Here is an 18,282-nt window from a genome sequence, read left to right as displayed (position 1 = left end):
GGGCCTGTCCGCGAGGGAGCGCCACGGGCATCGGTGCGGCCTGTCGGCGAGGAAGACCACCGGGCGGTGACCGTCGGGACGGCCGGCTAGCCTCGGTCCGGAACCGGCTCGACGGCGCCGCCCGCGGTCGCTTCCGGTCTGGTGTGGAGGATCGCGCGGGCCTGCTCCGCGGCGCGGGCGATGCTCTCGGAGACGAAGTCGACGAAACGGGCGATGTTCTCCATGCGGGCGGCGGCCGGGGTGCCGGCACCGAGCACGCCGACGCCCTGCCGCGCGATCTCCACGACGTGGGCGGTGCCGCGGGCGCTGGCCATCATCGACTGGTACCAGACGTCGTCGTCCACGACGTAGCGCTCGCGGCGGCGTTCGTCGCGTTCCCGGCGGACGAGGCCCTGGCTCTCCAGGTACGTGATCGCCTTGGAGATGGACGCCGGGCTGACCTGGAGGCGTTGGCCGAGTTCGGCCGCGGTGAGCCGGCCGGTGTCGGTGATGGTGAGGCAGGCCAGCACCCGGGCCATCATCTTCGGCGTGCCCGCCTGCATGAGCACGGTGGTGAAGGACTCCTCGTACTCGCGCACGGCCTCGGGGTCGCGTCCGTGCGCCTGCGGGAGCGCCTGCGGCCCTCGGGGCACGGACTGCCCGCGCCGGTGCGCGCGGCGTTCGGTGGCGCGGTGGGCCAGGTCGGCGCGGTAGCCGGTGGGGCCGCCGTTCCGCAGCACCTCGCGCGTGATGGTCGAGGTCGGCCGGTCGAGGCCCCTCGCGATCTCCGCGTAGGCCAGTCCGTCGGCCAGCCCCAGCGCGATCTGCTGGCGTTCCTGCTGGGTGAGCCTGCCTCCCGGCATCGCGATCTCCTCCGTGGTCCCTGAGCGGCCTCCAGGGTAGCGTTCACTCCCATCCATTGCAACGTTTGGGAGGTCGGTCGTTGCGTTAGATTCAGAGCCGTTGCAACGATATCTAGCTATCTACCTGCATAGATGTAGATCCTGAGCAATGAACTTGTTGTAGAAACCAGGAATGCAACGTAGCGTTTCCGGTGTCAGAAACAACGAGCCGCAGGAGCGCACGATGCCGAAGTTCGACACCCCCGCCCCCATCTCCGCCGTCCTCGACATCCCCGTGGGACGCGTCCGGTTCATCGCCGCCGACCGGGCCGACACCGCCGTCGAAATCCTGCCCGCGGACGCCTCCAAGGGCCGCGACGTGAAGCTGGCGGAGCAGACCAAGGTCGACTACGGCGACGGCGTCCTGCGCATCGAGGCCCCGGTGAAGAACCACTCCCTCGGCCACCCCGGTGCGATCGAGGTGACGGTTCAGCTACCTGCCGGTTCCCACGTCGAGGCGAAGGCGGCCAGCGCCGAACTGCGGGGCGTCGGACGGCTCGGCGACGTCGCCTTCGAGAGCGCGCAAGGCGAGATCAAGCTCGACGAGGCCGCGAGCGTCCGCCTCACCACCGCCGCCGGTGACGTCTCGGTCGGCCGCCTCGACGGCCCCGCGGAGATCAGCACCCGGAAGGGCGACATCAGTGTCGCCGAGGCCGTGCGCGGCAAGGTCGTGCTGCGCACCGACGCCGGCCAGGTGTCGGTCGGCGCCGCCGCCGGAGTCTCGGCCTCCCTGGACGCCGGCACGTCTTACGGCCGCATCCACAACTCGCTCAAGAACTCCGAAGGCGCCGCCGCCCAGCTCGACATCCACGCGACCACCGCCTACGGCGACATCACCGCCCGCAGCCTCTGACCCGCAACCTCTTTCGAAGGAGCACACGACCATGTCCATCACCACCGACGACCGCACCACGCAGGACCGCCCGGAGCTGCGGCAGGCCATCCAGGAGATCGTCGACTCCGGTTTCACCGGGATCACGCTGCGCGTGCACGACGAGCGGGGCGAGTGGGTCGGCAGCGCCGGGGTGGCCGAGCTGGGCGGAAGCACCCCGCCGCCGACCGACGGACACATCCGGATCGGCAGCAACACCAAGACCTTCACCGCGGCCCTGGTGCTGCGACTGGTGGCCGAGGGCAGGATCGCGCTGGACAACCCGGCGGACGACTACCTGCCCGGGTTCGGGCTGGACCGGCGGATCACCGTGCGGATGCTGTTGCAGCACACCAGCGGGGTGTTCAACTTCACCGGCGAGTACTACGAGGACGGGACGGTCGTGCCGGGAATCCCCTGGCAGGGCAAGGAATGGGTGGACAACCGGTTCCGCACCCACCGGCCGGAGGAGCTGGTGGAGCCGGCGTTGGCGAAGCCGGCGCGGTTCGAGCCGGGGACGGGCTGGAGCTACTCCAACACCAACTACGTGCTGGCCCGGCTGGTGGTCGAGAGGGTCACCGGCCGGTCGTTCGCGGAGGAGATGCAGCGGTTGGTCCTGGGGCCGCTCGGGCTGTCGGGCACCGTGGTGCCGGAAGTCTCACCGGAGATCCCCGAGCCGCACGCCCACGCCTACTACCGGTACGAGGACGCCGGTGAGCAGGAGACGGTCGACGTCACCCGCCAGAACCCCTCCTGGATCTCCACCGGCGGCGACATGATCTCGACCACCGCGGACCTGGCCACGTTCATCTCCGCGCTCGTGGGCGGCAAGCTCCTGCCGGCGCCGCTGCTGGCCGAGATGTGCACCCCGCACCCGACCGGCATCCCGAACATGGACTACGGCCTGGGCGTGTTCGTGCAGGACACGGACGGCGGCGGCACCGTCATCACCCACAACGGCGGCATCGCGGGCCACGGGGCGCTGATGTACAGCACGCCCGACGGCAGCAGGACCCTGACCGCCGCGCTGAACTACGTGGACGACGCCGCGCAGTCCTTGGCCGTGCCGTTCCAGCAGGCGACGCGGAGGCTCGTCACGGAGGTGTTCCGCGGCGGCCAGGGCGATTGAGCACTGCTCGCGGGGCCGTCAGCGCATCTCCTTGTTGATCCAGTCGAGCTGCGGGCCGACGGTGACGAGGATGTCCGGCCCGACCCGGCAGTCGGTGTTGCCGCGGGCGATCACGCCGACCAGGCGCCAGTACCGGCCGTCCGGGTTGCTGATCGCGGGACCGCCCGAGTCCCCGTCGCAGGGCCCGCCGTCCTTGCCCGACCGCTGCACGCAGAACTCGTACACCGCGTTGATCCCGGGGTTGCAGACGCCCGGAGCCACGACCATCGTGTCGAGTTGCTGGAGCATCACCGGGTTCTGGTCGGGGCAGTCGTCGCCGCTGCACGTGTGGCCCCACCCCAGCAGTCTGACCGCCCTGCCCTCGGACGGCCTCGTGGAGCGGATGATCGGGGTGGTCCACTCCGAGCGCTTGAGCTTGATCAGCGCGATGTCCAAGCTGCCGTGGAGCACGAACTTCTCCGGGTAGGTGAGGGATCCGCCTTCTCTGCGGTTCTTGCTGCCGATGCGCAGTTGCAGTGAGTCGGTGCTGAACTGGGCGACGCAATGGGCGGCGGTCAGCACCCAGTAGCGTCCGACCAGTGTTCCGCCGCACCAGTGTTGGCCGTTCCGGAACTGCACCGAGACCATGAAGGAGTACGCCTCGGTCGCCTCCCGGCCGTTGACCATGCGCCCTTCGGCCGGGTCGGCGAGGGCCGACGGCGGGGAGGACACCACCGCGGCCGTCGCGAGCAGCCCGGCGATCTGTGCACGAACCCGTCGTCGCATGAGAAATCCCCTGGTCGAGACCCCGCGAGCGGATGGGGTGGAGTGGTGACCCGAGTGTCGGGCAGGGGTGCCCGGCCCGGCTACGCGGTTCCCACCGTCGAACCGCGAGTCGCCCGTTGTGGGGGACGGGTCGTCACCGTCGGGTGGGCGACGCGTCTCCGCCGAGATCCGCAATCGCCGGATGGTGTGAACCGCGGTGGAATCGGGCCGCGCGGACCGGCGCTAGGGCTGGAGCACCAGCGCCGCCGCGCCGACGAGCCCCGCCTGGCCGCCGAGCCGGGCGGGCTCGACCCGTAGTCCGTCCAAGTAGGACAGTCCACAGTGGATAGAGATGGTGCGGCGGATCGGGTCGAACAGCAGGTCGCCCGCCTGCGCCACCCCGCCGCCGACCACGGCCACGTCCAGGTCGCACACCGCCGCCGTCGCCGCGATGGCCAGCCCCACCGCGTGCCCGGCCCGCTCGTACGCCGCCTTCGGCAGCTCCTCACCGGTCAGCGCCGCCGCCGCGAGGTGCGCCGCGTCCGCGTGCTCCGGCCCCTGCCAGCCCTGTTTCCGCGCCCACGCCACCATCCGCGGCCCGCCGGCGACGGTCTCCGCGCAGCCCCGTCCACCGCACGTGCAGGGTTCACCATCCGGCTCGACCACGACGTGCCCGAGGTGCCCGGCGTTCCCGGTGCGCCCGCCGAACGGCCGCCCGCCCAGCACCAGCCCGCCGCCGACCCCGGTCGACACGACCAGCCCGACCATGAACCGGCTGCCCTGCCCCGCACCCAGCCAGTGCTCGCCCAACGCCATGCACGGCCCGTCGCCGGCCAGCTCCACCGGCACGCCCGGCAGCAGCGCCGAGACCCGGTCGCGCAGCGGGAACCCCTGCCACGCCGGGAGGTTGATCGGACTCGCGGAACCCGCGACGGCGTCCACCGGCCCCGCGCACGCGATGCCGACCCCCGCGACCGTCTCGCCTTCGAGCACCTGCTCGACCACGTCCACGACCGCCCGCCAGGTCAGCTCGGCGTCCTCCGTCGGGGTCGCCACCCGCGCCGCCCGCCGCACCGCGCCGCTCCGGTCCACCAGCCCGCCGGCGATCTTGGTGCCGCCCACGTCCAGTGCCAGCACCAAGTCCGTCACACGAGCACCCTAAGCGACGCCGATCCGGTGACCCCCGTCGCCGTCCACGATCCCGAAGCGGGCGCTACCGCTTGAGCATCCGCGTGAGACCGGCCGCGACCGTCGTCGCCAGCACCCACCCGGTGACGATCAGCCCGGCGGCGATCCACTGCGAGGCGCCCCCGGTCTGCCACCGGTTCTTGTTGCCCAGGTCCACGATCGGCACCACCAGGTCGATCGTGTAGAGCCACGCGTTCCAGGACAGGCGGTCATCGGAGTTGATCACCGTCAGCGGACCGGCGACGGTGAACCAGACGCTGCCGAGCACCCAGGACACCACGAGCCACGCCAGCGCGCGGGCCGGCCGGTAGCCGTAGCCGACCATGTACCGCTGGAGCCAGCTCCACAGCAGCACCAGCGGTCTCAGCCACCGCCGCCCCTCCGCCACCGCCCGGTACCGCAGCCGCTGCTTCTCCACCAGCACGGTCGCGGCGTGCTCGTCGTTGCCGCTCGCCCGCAGCATCTCGGCGAACTGGTCGTACGGCCCCGGCCGGTAGGTGCGCCGCATGGCCTGCCGCAGCCACCGCAGGCGTCGCTCGACCTCCTCGTCGTCCCGCAGGTCGATCGGGTTGCGCAGCGAGTCGTAGCGGAACTCCTCCAGGTCGATCCACCCGGTGGCCGACCAGAACGCCTCGTTGTCGTCCAGCGACGTGCAGCGGACCTGGCGCAGCGTCACGTCGCCGCGCGGCGGGGTGATCGGGGTGAGCACGAGTTCCTGCACCTGGAGGCCGAGCAGGTTGAGCGCGTGGCTGTCCAGCTTGTCGCCGAGCACCGCGCCCGCGAAGTTCGCCATCCGCCCGACCTGCGCCCGCCGGGCCCGCACCCCGCCGTGCGCCACGAACTCCTTCGCGCCGCGCGCGCAGATCAGGTCCCGCCCGATGACCGCGCCGCCGATGTCCAGCGACGGCTTGCCCGCCGGCATGTGCCGGTAGCGCCCGGCCCGGGTGAGCCGGCTGCCGCGCAGGTCGAGGTTCGCGCCGATCCGGACGCCGCGGAGCTGCAACCCGCCCGCCGACTCCAGCTCGCGGGCGGTCAGGTTGCTGCCGATGCCGGACCGGTTGCCCAGCACGGCGTCCGCGTCGGGGTTGTCCATTGTGGACCCGTCGAGGATGAGGCTGCCCTTGACCTGGAGGTCCACCATCCGGATCTGGCCGCGCACGTGCGCCTGGCGGCCGATGATGTCGCCGCCGACCTGCGCGCCGTCCAGGTGCAGGGCCCGGCCGTAGCCGATGGGGTCGCCGGTCCCGGACCTGTCCAGCGCGTCGAACCGGCCGCCGGACAGGGAGAGCGTGCCGCCGAGCGTGGCGTTGACCATCCGGACCGTGCCGGCGCTGGTGAAGCCCCGGTCCAGGTGCACGTCGCCGACCACCGTGACGCGGTCCAGCACGACGGTCGACGTCCGGTCGGCGTGCGGGTCCAGCGCCGCTTCCTCGTCCTCGCGGCCGTCCGTGGAGGTGGCGCCGCGCAGCGACAGCTCCGACTCGACGCGGACGCTGGCCAGCAGCACGGTGCCGCGGATGGCGGAGTTGTTCAGCAGGAAGCTGCCGCCGATGTGGGCGTTGGTGCCCCGGACGGCATAGCCCGCGGGGTTGTCCAGCGTCCCGCCCGCGAAGTTGCAGTAGCCGCCGACGTGCGCGCTGGCCATCCGCAACTCGCCCAGGACGGACACCCGCTGCGCCAGCAACGCGCCCGCGAGCTTCACCCGGTCCGCCTGCACCGCGAGCCCGCCCGGCACGCACAGGCTGCAGTCCCGCAACGACAGCGACGCGGCGATGTCGGCGTCGGTGAGGTCGACCAGCCCTTCGACCGTGCTGCCCGCGAGCGAGACCTCGTTGGCGCTGCTCAGGTTCCGCGCCTGGAGGCCGGGCAGCCAGCAGTCGGCGAACTCGACGCCGGCGAGCTTGCCCTGCCGCAGGTCCGGCGGCTCCTCGAACCGGCAGCGGACGAACTCCAGCAGGTAGTTCAGCTCCACGGCCCGCAGGTCCAGCGTCCCGGTGAGGAACTTGTCCGCCACCCGGATGACCGGCGGCACGTTCGGCTTGCGCCGGGGCAACAGCCGCCCACCCTCGGCCTCGCCCAACCCGCGCAACACGTCCGCCGCGGACATCCGGTGGACGCGCGCCGGGCTGGGGTCGAACACGTCCAGCCCGCGCACGCCCGTCTCGGTCATGTGATCGACAATGCGGGTTCACGCGCCGCGCCCGCAAGGAAATCGACCAAAACCCCGCCCCGCGGGCCCGGAACTTTCCGAGCCGCCGAGCCCCGAACCGCGAGCGCCCGATCCCCGAGCCCCGAACTGCGAGCGCCCGAGCCCCGAGCTGCCGATCCCCGAGCGCCCGAGTCCCGAGCTGCCGATCCCCGAGTGCCCGAGCCCCGAGCTGCCGAACCTCAGTCGTTCGGCCCCTGGTGCGTCGGGTCCAGCACCCGCGCCAGGAACGACTGGGTCCGCTCGTGCTGCGGATCGCCGATCACCTGCGCCGCCGGACCCTCCTCCACCACGTACCCGCCGTCCATGAACAGCACCCGGTCGGCCACCTCGCGCGCGAACTGCATCTCGTGCGTCACCACGAGCATCGTCATGCCCTCGTCCGCGAGCTGCCGCATCACCCCCAGCACGTCCCCCACCAGCTCGGGGTCCAGCGCCGACGTGGGCTCGTCGAACAGCATCACCGACGGGTCCATGGACAGCGCCCGCGCGATCGCCACCCGCTGCTGCTGCCCGCCGGAAAGCTGCGCCGGCATGGCGTTCACCTTCTCCGACAGCCCGACCCGCGCGAGGTTGCGCAGCGCGACCTCCTGCGCCTCCGCCGGCGACCGCTTGAGCACCTTCCGCTGCGCCACGGTCAGGTTGTTCAGCACGCTGAGGTGCGAGAACAGGTTGAACCCCTGGAACACCATGCCGATCCGGGTCCGCGCCCGGTCGATGTCGACGTCCGGGTCGGTCAGCTCGACCCCGTTGACGACGATCCGCCCGCCGGACGGCTCCTCCAGCAGGTTCACGCACCGCAGCAGCGTCGACTTGCCCGAGCCGGACGGCCCGATGATGCACACGACATCACCGCGCTTGACCGCCACGTCGATGCCCTTGAGCACGTCCAGCGTCCCGAACGACTTCTTCAGCCCGGTGACCTCGACGGCCAGGTCCGTTTCCACCGCAGTCATGCCCTACACCCCCGTCGATTCCGGCGTGCTGATCTTCCGCCCGCCCGTGCGCCGCTCCAGGTACCGCGACAGGTGGCCCAGCGGCAGCGTGATGATCAGGTAGCAGAGCCCGACCACCAGGATCGGCGTCAGCGACGGCGACCGGCTCAGCGCCTCCCGGCCGAACTTGGTCAGCTCGTACTCCTCGCGGGCCAGGCCGATGATGTAGATCAGCGACGAGTCCTTGGTGAGCAGGATCAGCTCGTTGGTCAGCGGCGGCAGGATGATCCGGAACGCCTGCGGGATCACCACCGTGATCAGCGTGCGGCCACTCGACATGCCCAGCGACCGGGCCGCCTCGATCTGGCCCTTGGGCACCGCCTGGATGCCCGCGCGGATCGTCTCCGCCATGTAGGCCGCGCCGACGATGCCCAGCGCCAGCATCACCGTGGAGTAGATGTCGAACTGGAGACCGAACGCCAGCGGCACGCCGAAGCTGAGCGCGATGAACACCAGCAGGGCCGGGATGCCGCGGAAGAACTCGATGTAGATCGTCGCCAGCCACCGGTACGGCGGGACGGACGACAGCTTCATCAGCGCCAGCACCAGGCCGAGCACCAGGCCGAACGAGAAGCCCAGCGCGGTGTAGAGGACGGTGTTCTTCAACGCCACCGTGATGACGTTCGGGAACATCGCACCCGCGATGTCCAGGTTGAAGAACGCGCGCTTGACCTCGCCCCAGTCGGCGACCAGCGCCAGGACCGCGACGACGACGACCAGCAGCGCGTACTGGCCGGTGCGGAACACCTTCGCCCGCTGTCGCTTGGTGAGTGCCATGTGGATTCCTCGCGGGAGTGGGGACAAGGGGCGGGGCCGGCGCCTCGTGAGCGCCGGCCCCGCGGTCAGCCGGCTACTTCTTCGCCGGCTTCTTGCCGAACCACTTCTCGTAGATCGTGTCGTACTCGCCGCTGTCCTTGGCCTTCTTGATCACTTCGTCGATCTTGGCCTTGAGGGCGGTGTTGCCCTTCTTCACGCCGATGCCGTACTGCTCGTTGGTGTCGAACTCGGTCGCCACCGCGGTGTCCGGGAACTCCTTGACGTAGTCGTAGAGCACGCCGTTGTCGTTGATGGCGGCGTCCACCGCGCCGGTCCGCACGGCGGTCTCCATCAGCGGCAGGTCCTCGTACTGGACGACCGTGTAGCCGAACTCGGCGGCCTTCTCGTTGGCGTAGATCTCGCCGGTGGTTTCGAGCTGGACGCCGATCTTCTTGCCCTTGAGGTCCGCGAGGCCCTTGACCGGCGAGTCCTTCTTCACCAGCAGCGCCTGCTCGGCGTCGAAGTACGGCTCGGAGAAGTCGATCACCTCGGCGCGGGCGGGCTTGATCGTCATGCCGGCCGCCGCCAGGTCGCACTTCGCGGTGTTGAAGACCTCGCCGGAGGTGATGGTCTCGAACGGCGTGTCGAAGATCTCCTGGGTGACCTTCAGTTCCTTCGCGACCAGGTCGACGAGGTCGACGTCGAAACCGACCGTCTTGTCACCCTCGCTGTACTGGAACGGCTTGTAGGACAGGTGGGTGCAGGTGACCAGCTTCCCGCTCTTGACCAGGGCGATGCCCGACCCGCTGTCCTGCGAGCCGGTGTTGACCTTGGTCGCGCACGCCGTCATCGCCAGCGCGAGCGCGGGGAGCAGGGCGAGCACTGCGTGCCTGGTACGGGCCACGGCGCGTCACTCCTCGTAACTGTGTCGGTCGAGTGTCCGGCATACTGCCACCTGGGTGACGTGGTGCACAGCACGCCAGTGTTACAGCCCGCCGCAGGACATGAATCTTGCGTCACATGGCCTCTTTGGGCACAAATTGTTCAGGCCTTTGGGTTAAATCACACAATAGATGCACCCAGAGCGCCCGTTTGGCGACGATCTGTCAACAAGCTCGCGACCAGCGCGGTCCAGCCCGTCTGATGTGTCGCGCCGAGCCCTTCGCCGGTGTCGCCGTCGAAGTACTCGCTGAAGGTGACGTGTTCGCGCCACAGCGCCGAGTCGGTCGACTCGATGCGCTTGCCGTCGGCCGGCCGCCGCCCGTCGTGGTCCGGCAGGAACAGCGACACCAGGCGTCTGACCAGCTCGTCCGCCGCCTGGCCGGCCGTCACGTGGCGTTGCGAGCGAGTGGGAAGTTCCACGTGGAACCGACCGCCGTGGAACGACTCGACCGTCCGCAGCGCCTCCACCAGCAGGGCGTTGGTGGGGAACCACACCGGGCCGCGCCAGTTCGAGTTGCCGCCGAACATCGGCGTGCGCGACTCGCCCGGCTCGTAGCCCATCCGGTGCTCCTGGTCCGCGACCTGCACCTCCAGGCCCTCGCGGTGCGCGGCGGACAGGCTGCGGATGCCGTGCGGGGACAGGAACTCGCCCTCGTCCAGCATCCGGCGCAGCACGCGGCGCAGCTTGGCGTCGTCCAGCAGCGACAGCAGCACGCGGCCGTCCCGTCGGGTGAGGAACTGGGTCAGCTCGGGCCGGCGGGACAGCAGGTGCTCCAGCCGGCGGCCGAAGCCGGGCAGCTCCTCGAACACCCACGGTTCGAGCACCGCGCACGCCAACACCGGGATGAGGCCCACCATCGACCGCACCCGCACCGGCTGCGACTCGACCGTGCCGTCCGGCAGCCGGCGCGAGACGACGTCGTAGCAGAAGCCGTCCGTCTCGTCCCAGATCCCGCGCCCGCCCGAGCCGAACCGGGTGGACGCCTCGGCGATGCTCAGGAAGTGCTCCACGAACTTCGTGGCCACGTCCTCGTAGGACTCGTCGTGCCGGGCCAGCTCCAGCGCCATCCGCATCAGGTGCAGGCTGTACGCGGCCATCCACGAGGTCGCGTCGGACTGCTCCAGCCGCCACTGGCCGAGCATCGGCTCGGACCGGTTGACCGGGCCGATGTTGTCCATGCCGAGGAACCCGCCCTCGAACAGGTAGCTGCCGTCGGCGTCCTTGCGGTTGACCCACCAGGAGAAGTTGAGCAGCAGCTTGTGGAACACCTTCGCGAGGAACTTCCGGTCCTGGTCGACCTGGAAGACCTGCAACGCGGCCCACGCGTGCACCGGCGGGTTGACGTCGCCGAACTCCCACTCGTAGGCGGGTAGCTGGCCGTTGGGGTGCATCAGCCACTCGCGGCACAGCAGGAGGAGCTGCTCCTTGGCGTACGCCGGGTCGACCATCGCGAGCGGCACCGTGTGGAACGCCAGGTCCCACGCGGCGAACCAGGGGTACTCCCACTCGTCCGGCATGGAGATCACGTCGGCGACGTCGAAGTGCCGCCAGTGCGCGTTGCGGGCGTGCGGGCTCTGCCGCGACTTCGGCGCGGCGGGCTGCGCCGGGTCGCCGTCCAGCCACTCCCTGGTGCGGAACCGGTAGTGCTGCTTGGTCCACATCAGGCCCGCGAGCGCGCGCCGGACCACCTTGGCGCGCGCCGGGTCCAGGCCGGTGTGGTGGAACGCGTCGGCTTCCTCGCGGCGGTCGTCCATGGTCGACTGGAACGTCGGGCCGAACGCGTCGATGTGCCCGTCGCCCTCGATGAGCCGCAGCCGCACGGTGACCGACTCGTGGGGCTCCACCGGGTCGAACGAGTACCAGGCGGCGACCTTCGTGCCGGGCGCGCCGACCTCGTCCGGGCCGGTGACCCGGCAGGCCTTGCGGTCGTCGCGCACGACGTACCGGTCGATGCCGTCCTTGGTGTAGCGGGTGGGGCTGTGCTTCGCGCCGAACAGCTCGACCTCGTTGGTCTCGTTGTCCGTGACCAGCAGCGTCGGCGTGCCCTCGACGTGCAGCGTGTACCGGCCGAGCGCGCCGTGCTCGGCGGTGATCCGCCGCCAGCCGTCCACGGTGGACGCGGTGAGCCGCGGCACGCGGTCGTCGCGGCCCCACGCCCAGGTGTTGCGGAACCATAGCTGGGGCAGCAGGTGCAGCGGAGCCGGGTCCGGCCCGTGGTTGGTGGCGGTCAGCTCGACGCAGATGTCGGTCGGCGACGCCTTGGCGTAGGTCACCTGGACGTCGAAGAACCGGTTCTCGTCCAGCACGCCGGTGTCGGACAGCTCGGGCTCCCGCGCCTGCCGCCCGGCCCGCGCCGCCATCTCCCGCAGCTCGCGGTACGGGAACTCGGCCTGCGGGTACCGGTAGACGACCTGCATCCACGAGTGGGTGGGCGTGCCGTCGGTGACCCACCAGTGCTCTTTGACGTCCTCGCCGTGGTTGCCCTCGTCGTTGGTCAGCCCGAAGTACCGCTCCTTGAGGATGGGGTCGCGGCCGTTCCACAACGCGATGCCGAGGTTGAGGAACCCGTGCACGTCGCAGATGCCCGCGATGCCGTCCTCGCCCCAGCGGTAGGCCCGCGCCCGCGCGTGCTCGAACGGGAAGGAGGTCCAGGCGTCCCCGCCCGCGGAGTAGTCCTCGCGAACGGTGCCCCACTGCCGTCCCGCCAGGTAGGGCCCCCACAGACGCCAGGGCGAGGTGGGGGAGTCCGCCTCCTCCAACCGCGCCCGTTCCGCCTGCTGCCGATGCTCGTTCACCAGGCCAGTGTGCGGCATCGATCCAGTAAACCGGTTACCAGCGGGTAAGCGTCACACCCCAGACCCGGTCGGGGGGCGGTCCCGACCGGGCGTTCGTGCCTGGTGTCGGCGTCGTGCCTGGTCAGGCGTCAGCGGCGGGTGTGGGCGTCCAGCACGACCGCCACCGCCTCGGTGATGCGGGCGGCGTGCGCCAGGTGCAGCCACTCGTCCGGCACGTGGCAGTTGCTGTCCGGCCCGACCGCGCCCGTGACGAGGAACTGCGCGTCCGGGTAGGCCTCGTGCAGCAGGCCCATGAACGGGATCGAGCCGCCCAGCGACACGGTCCGCCACGGCGCGCCGAAGACGTCCTCGCCGATCCGGTCCAGGGTGTCCCGCAGCCACGGCGCCAGGTCGGGCGCGTTCCAGCCGTCGGCGTGCTCGATCCGGGACAGCTCGACCACCGCGCCGTACGGCACGTCCGTGGTGAGCAGCTCCCGGACGGCGTCGAGGGAGGCCTTCGAGTCGGCCGTCGGGGGCAGCCGGAAGCTCAGCACGAGGGTCGTGAACGGCCGCAGCACGTTGCCCGCGTCGTCGGGGGCGGGCAGCCCGTCCGCGCCGGTGATGGACAGCGTGGGCCGCCACCCGGCGTTGAGCGCCAGCTCGACCTCGTCCTCGGCGACCGGCCGCACGCCCGGCGCCCACGGCACGGTGCCGACCTGCACGCCGGGCGCGCTGGCGATGGCCTCGCGCACCTCGGCGACCCGGTTGCCCGGCACGTCGACGTGCATCTCGCGGATCAGCACCTCGCCGGTCGCGGAGTCCTCCAGCCGGTCCAGCAGCCGCCGCGCGACCCGGAACGAACTCGGCACGATCCCGCTGGCCATGCCCGAGTGCAGGCCGCTCTCCAGCACCCGGACCGTCAGGGTGATCTGCGCCAGCCCGCGCAGCGAGGTGGTCAGCCACATGCGGTCGTAGTCGCTGCCGCCCGAGTCCAGGCACACGACGAGCGAGACGTCGCCCAGCCGTGGCCGCAGGTGCTCCAGGTAGGCGGGGAGGTCGGGGCTGCCGGACTCCTCACCGGTCTCCAGCAGCACGACGCACCGGCCGTGAGCGCCGCCCGCCGCGCGCACGGCCTCGATGGCGGCGATGGCCGCGTACCCCGAGTAGCCGTCGTCGGCCGCGCCCCGGCCGTAGAGACGCCCGTCGCGCACGACCGGCGTCCACGGGCCCAGACCTTCGCTCCAGTTCGCCACCGGCGGCTGTTTGTCCAGGTGGCCGTAGAGCAGCACGGTGTCCCGGCTGTCCTCCGCGGCGGTCGTGCCCGGCACGTCGACCAGCAGCAACGGCGTGCGGCCGGCCAATTGGACGACCTCGATCGTCGTGCCGGGCAGGTCGCGGCCGGCGAGCCAGGCGCGCACGTGCTCGATCGCGGCGGCGAGGTGCCCGTGCTCGGCCCACGCGGGGTCGAACGTGGGCGAGATCGCCGGCACGGCGACCAGATCGGAGAGGCTGGGGAGGATGTCGTCATCCCAAAGCCCACGGACGGTACGGGTCAGCACAGAACGGTCCACACGGTGAGTATCCCGCGTTATCGAGGCGGCCTCGCCTGTGGCCGTACCGGGTCGTGGACAACGCCACCGCGCCCGATGGTCGGACGTCCATCGGTGGCGACCCGTGTCCGGCACCCAACTGGCGAGGTCGAGAGCGCGCGAAATGACCAACCGGGTGTGCCCGGTGGCGTACGGACCGTGGTTAACGATCGGTAACCGGGACACGGGCGTTCGATCTCCGGACGTCCTGCTCGGACTGCCGAAGATTGGCCTTCCTATCGTTATCCCTGTTCAGGCGGGTGCGCGCTCGATTACAAACTGGGACGGGGCTCACCATGTCGAGTGAGCCCGTGTCAGGATGTGGATGAGAACTGTGGATGAGAACACCGTCAGCGCCGACGGTTGTCCGACCTCCCTCACCAGGGTGGCGGCGACCGGCGGTGCCGCCGCGCATGGTCGTCACGAGCGACTTGGCGGCCTCGTAGACGAGGAGTAAGGCGCAATGTCGTCCCCTGAGAAATGGACGCACCCGGGGCCGGACAGCCCGCCGGCCACCGCCGCCAAACCGACCGCGGAACAGGTGATCGCAGGCTTGCGAGCGACAGACGAGGGCGGCGCCGACCTGGTGCAGTTGCTCACCCCCGAGGGCGAGCGGGTCCAGCACCCGGACTTCGACATCGACATCTCGGCCGAGGAGCTGCGCGGGCTGTACCGCGACATGGTCCTCGTGCGCCGGATCGACCGCGAGGCCAACGCGTTGCAGCGCAAGGGCGAGCTGGGCCTGTGGGTGCCGCTGCTCGGCCAGGAGGCCGCGCAGATCGGCGCGGGCCGTGCGCTCAAGCCGATGGACATGGCGTTCCCCAGCTACCGCGAGCACGGGGTGGCCTGGTGCCGGGGCGTCCAGCCGGGCGAGATCCTGAGCATGTTCCGGGGCACCGACAACGGCTCGTGGGATCCGGTGGAGCACCGGTTCCACCCGTACACGATCGTCATCGGCAACCAGGTCCTCAACGCCACCGGGTACGCGATGGGCCAGAAGTTCGACGGCAAGGTGGGCGACGCCGACAGCGAGGCCACCATGTGCTTCTTCGGCGACGGTGCGACCAGCCAGGGCGACGTGCACGAGGGCTTCGTGTGGGCGGCGGTGTACGACGCGCCCCTCGTCTTCTTCTGCCAGAACAACCAGTGGGCCATCTCCGAGCCCACCGAGCGCCAGTCCCGCCTCCCGCTCTACCAGCGGGCGCGCGGCTACGGCTTCCCCGGCATCCGGGTCGACGGCAACGACGTGCTGGCGTCCCTCGCGGTCAGCCGCTGGGCGCTGGAGGAGTGCCGCCAGGGCAACGGCCCGATCCTGATCGAGGCCTTCACCTACCGGATGGACGCGCACACCACGTCCGACGACCCGTCCCGCTACCGGCTGTCCGACGAGCTGGAGCTGTGGAAGCTGAAGGACCCGATCGAGCGGGTCAAGGTGCACCTGGTCAAGCAGCAGTGGGCGGACCAGGAGTTCTTCGACGCGGTCGAGGCCGACGCCGAGGCGTTGGCGATCGAGATGCGCGCGCACTGCGTCGGCCTGCCGACGCCGCCCGCGGAGCGGATCTTCAGCCAGGTCTACGCCGAGGGCAACCCCGTGCTGGAGGCCCAGCGCGACGAGTTCCTGGCCTACCACGCCGGTTTCGCTGGAGGTGAGCACTGATGGCTGCTCCGACGATGGACCGCCCCACTTCGGCCGCGCCCGCCGCCAAGCAGACGCTGACCATCGCGAAGGCGATCAACAACGGCCTGCGCGCGGCGATGGAGGCCGACCCGAAGGTCCTCGTGATGGGTGAGGACGTCGGCAAGCTCGGCGGCGTCTTCCGGATCACGGACGGCCTCCAGAAGGACTTCGGCGAGCAGCGCGTGCTCGACACGCCGCTGTCCGAGTCCGGGATCATCGGCACGGCGGTGGGCCTCGCGATCCGCGGCTACCGGCCGGTGTGCGAGATCCAGTTCGAGGGCTTCATCTTCCCCGGCTTCGACCAGATCGTGAGCCAGGTCGCGAAGCTGCACTACCGCACGCAGGGCCGGATCAAGCTGCCGATGGTGATCCGGGTGCCGTTCGGCGGCGGCATCGGCGCGGTCGAGCACCACTCCGAGTCGCCCGAGTCTTACTTCGCGCACACCGCCGGCCTGAAGGTCGTGTCGTGCTCGAACGCGGCCGACGCGTACTGGATGATCCAGCAGGCGATCGACTCCGACGACCCGGTGCTGTTCTTCGAGCCCAAGCGGCGCTACTACGAGAAGGGCGAGGTCGACACGACCGCCGAGCCCGGACCGCTGTACGCGTCGCGGGTGCTGCGCCCCGGCACGGACGCGACCCTGGTGACCTACGGCCCGATGGTCCGCACCTCCCTGGACGCCGCGGCGGCGGCCGAGGAGGAGGGCCGTTCGCTGGAGGTCGTGGACCTGCGCTCGCTGTCCCCGCTGGACCTGGGGCCGGTGTACGAGTCGGTGCGGCGCACCGGGCGGCTGGTCGTGGTGACCGAGGCGCCCAGCGAGGCGTCCATCTCCAGCGAGATCGCGGCGAAGGTGCAGCAGGAGTGCTTCTACTCGCTGGAAGCGCCGGTGCTGCGGGTGACCGGGTTCGACACGCCGTACCCGCCGTCGAAGCTGGAGGAGGAGTTCCTCCCCGACCTCGACCGGGTGCTGCACGCCGTCGACCGCTCACTGGCCTGGTAAGGGGACTTCCGCCGATGCCGCAGTTCAAGCAATTCCCCCTGCCGGACACGGCCGAGGGGCTGACCGAGGCCGAGATCCTCACCTGGCACGTGGGTCCGGGCGACCAGGTCAAGGTCAACGACATCATCGTGGAGATCGAGACCGCCAAGGCGGCGGTCGAGCTGCCGTGCCCGTGGGACGGCGTGGTGACCGAGCTGCTGGCCGAGGTGGGCCAGACGGTCGAGGTCGGCGTGCCGATCATCACGATCGACGTGGACCCGTCCGGCACGGCGTCCGCCGCGCCGGAGACCAACGGCGCGGCGGCGAAACCCGCCGAGGACGGCGGCCGGGTCGCCAACCTGGTCGGCTACGGCCCGAAGTCGGGCCCGGCGAAACGCCGCGCCCGCCGGGACGCGCCCGCGCCGGCCCCGGTCGCCGCGACAGCGGTCCCGTCCGCCCCGCCCGCACCCGCGGTCACGCAGCCGAAACCCACACCCGCCCCGGCCACCGCCTCGGCTTCGGCCACCACCGCGCCCGCGGCCTCGGCTCCGGCCACCGCGCCCGCTGGTTCGGCTCTGGCTCCGGCCGCTGCGCCCGCTGGTTCGGCTCCGGCCGCCAGCGCTGGTTCGGCCGGCAGCGCGTCGGCCACCACCGCGGCCCCGGCCACACCGGGCGGGTACGTGCCGCTGGCCAAGCCCCCGGTCCGCAAACTGGCCAAGGACCTGGGCGTGGACCTCCGCGCCCTGTCCGGCAGCGGCCCCGGCGGCGTGATCACCCGCGAGGACGTGGAACAGGCCCTCGCCGCTCCGAGCGTGCCCGCGGAGTCCATTGTGGACAGCGCGAGCAGGGAGCGCCGGGTGCCCATCAAGGGCGTCCGCAAGGCGACCGCGCAGGCGATGGTGGACAGCGCGTTCACCGCACCGCACGTCACCGAGTTCCTCACCGTCGACGTGACCCCGATGATGGAACTCCGCGCCAGGCTGAAGACTTCGCCCCAGTTCCGCGACGTCAAGCTCACCCCGCTGGCGTTCGCGGCGAAGGCGGTGGTCCTGGCGACCCGCCGCACCCCCGACGTGAACGCGACGTGGGACGCGGCGGCCGGCGAGATCGTCTACAAGGACTACATCCACCTGGGCATCGCCGCCGCCACGCCACGCGGCCTGGTGGTCCCGAAGGTCCGCGACGCGGACGGCATGTCGTTGCGCGAGCTGGCCATCGCGCTAGACGAGCTGGCCACGGTCGCCCGGGACGGCAAGACGACCCCGGCGGACATGCTGAACGGCACGATCACCATCACCAACGTCGGCGTGTTCGGCGTCGACACCGGCACGCCGATCATCAACCCCGGCGAGTCCGCGATCCTCGCCCTGGGCGCGATCCGGGACATGCCGTGGGTGGTGGACGGCCAAGTGGTGCCGCGCAAGGTCTGCCAGCTCGCACTGAGCTTCGACCACCGCGTGGTCGACGGCCAGCAGGGCTCGCAGTTCCTGGCCGACGTCGGCGCGCTGCTGGCCGACCCCGGCGTGGCGATGACGTACTGACGCACCG

General features: G+C 71.1%; 14 protein-coding genes. 5 read left to right on the top strand and 9 right to left on the bottom strand.

From position 1 onward, the window contains the following. Positions 1-86: 86 nt before the first annotated feature. Positions 87-842, bottom strand: a complete 756-nt coding sequence (locus ACQPZF_RS41480) for a helix-turn-helix domain-containing protein (protein WP_433266669.1) — start codon at positions 840-842, stop codon at positions 87-89. Positions 843-1,065: 223 nt separating this feature from the next. On the opposite strand from ACQPZF_RS41480, the gene ACQPZF_RS41475 reads away from it, so the two are divergent. Both ACQPZF_RS41475 and ACQPZF_RS41470 read left to right on the top strand, forming a co-directional pair. Next, positions 1,066-1,734 (top strand): DUF4097 family beta strand repeat-containing protein, encoded by a 669-nt coding sequence (locus ACQPZF_RS41475; RefSeq protein WP_433266667.1) that lies wholly within the window; start codon positions 1,066-1,068, stop codon positions 1,732-1,734. A 31-nt stretch (positions 1,735-1,765) separates the two neighbouring features. Beyond that, on the top strand, positions 1,766-2,881 hold the full coding sequence (locus ACQPZF_RS41470) for a serine hydrolase domain-containing protein (RefSeq protein WP_433266665.1): 1,116 nt from the start codon (positions 1,766-1,768) through the stop codon (positions 2,879-2,881). A gap of 18 nt (positions 2,882-2,899) precedes the next feature. Here ACQPZF_RS41470 and ACQPZF_RS41465 read toward each other — a convergent pair whose 3' ends face one another. From ACQPZF_RS41465 to ACQPZF_RS41430, 8 genes are all read right to left on the bottom strand, one after another. After that, a complete protein-coding gene (locus ACQPZF_RS41465; RefSeq protein WP_433266663.1) occupies positions 2,900-3,646 on the bottom strand; it encodes a S1 family peptidase in 747 nt (248 codons plus the stop codon). 222 nt (positions 3,647-3,868) lie between these two features. Beyond that, positions 3,869-4,774, bottom strand: a complete 906-nt coding sequence (locus ACQPZF_RS41460; protein ID WP_433266661.1) for an ROK family protein — start codon at positions 4,772-4,774, stop codon at positions 3,869-3,871. A gap of 64 nt (positions 4,775-4,838) precedes the next feature. Beyond that, positions 4,839-6,983 carry a hypothetical protein gene (locus ACQPZF_RS41455; protein WP_433266659.1) on the bottom strand — a complete coding sequence of 715 codons (2,145 nt, stop codon included), beginning with the start codon at positions 6,981-6,983 and terminating at the stop codon, positions 4,839-4,841. Between the two features lie 218 nt (positions 6,984-7,201). Next, positions 7,202-7,975, bottom strand: coding sequence for an amino acid ABC transporter ATP-binding protein (locus ACQPZF_RS41450; protein ID WP_433266657.1), 774 nt, complete (start codon positions 7,973-7,975; stop codon positions 7,202-7,204). A gap of 3 nt (positions 7,976-7,978) precedes the next feature. Next, the gene (locus tag ACQPZF_RS41445) at positions 7,979-8,791 is read right to left on the bottom strand and encodes an amino acid ABC transporter permease (protein ID WP_433266655.1); all 813 of its coding nucleotides are present in this window, start codon (positions 8,789-8,791) and stop codon (positions 7,979-7,981) included. 73 nt (positions 8,792-8,864) lie between these two features. Continuing rightward, positions 8,865-9,674: an ABC transporter substrate-binding protein gene (locus ACQPZF_RS41440; RefSeq protein WP_433266653.1), complete on the bottom strand. Its 810-nt coding sequence runs from the start codon at positions 9,672-9,674 to the stop codon at positions 8,865-8,867. A 158-nt stretch (positions 9,675-9,832) separates the two neighbouring features. After that, positions 9,833-12,508 (bottom strand): MGH1-like glycoside hydrolase domain-containing protein, encoded by a 2,676-nt coding sequence (locus ACQPZF_RS41435; protein WP_433266651.1) that lies wholly within the window; start codon positions 12,506-12,508, stop codon positions 9,833-9,835. 128 nt (positions 12,509-12,636) lie between these two features. Then, positions 12,637-14,058, bottom strand: a complete 1,422-nt coding sequence (locus ACQPZF_RS41430) for a M20/M25/M40 family metallo-hydrolase (protein ID WP_433266649.1) — start codon at positions 14,056-14,058, stop codon at positions 12,637-12,639. Between the two features lie 481 nt (positions 14,059-14,539). Between ACQPZF_RS41430 and pdhA the strand changes: the two genes are divergently transcribed. Genes pdhA through ACQPZF_RS41415 form a run of 3 tightly spaced genes read left to right on the top strand, consistent with a single transcriptional unit; the run spans position 14,540 to position 18,275 of the window. After that, positions 14,540-15,733, top strand: a complete 1,194-nt coding sequence (gene pdhA / locus ACQPZF_RS41425; protein WP_433266647.1) for a pyruvate dehydrogenase (acetyl-transferring) E1 component subunit alpha — start codon at positions 14,540-14,542, stop codon at positions 15,731-15,733. Then, the gene (locus ACQPZF_RS41420; protein ID WP_433266645.1) at positions 15,733-16,755 is read left to right on the top strand and encodes an alpha-ketoacid dehydrogenase subunit beta; all 1,023 of its coding nucleotides are present in this window, start codon (positions 15,733-15,735) and stop codon (positions 16,753-16,755) included. The genes pdhA and ACQPZF_RS41420 overlap by 1 nt, the downstream gene beginning before the upstream one ends. 14 nt (positions 16,756-16,769) lie before the next feature. Beyond that, positions 16,770-18,275 carry a dihydrolipoamide acetyltransferase family protein gene (locus tag ACQPZF_RS41415; RefSeq protein WP_433266643.1) on the top strand — a complete coding sequence of 502 codons (1,506 nt, stop codon included), beginning with the start codon at positions 16,770-16,772 and terminating at the stop codon, positions 18,273-18,275. Positions 18,276-18,282: the final 7 nt, after the last annotated feature.

This window comes from Actinosynnema sp. CS-041913, from assembly GCF_050942485.1.
Classification (GTDB): Bacteria; Actinomycetota; Actinomycetes; order Mycobacteriales; family Pseudonocardiaceae; genus Actinosynnema.
The sequence above is the reverse complement of the archived record's forward strand: the minus strand, read 5'-3'. Positions and strand labels throughout refer to the sequence as shown.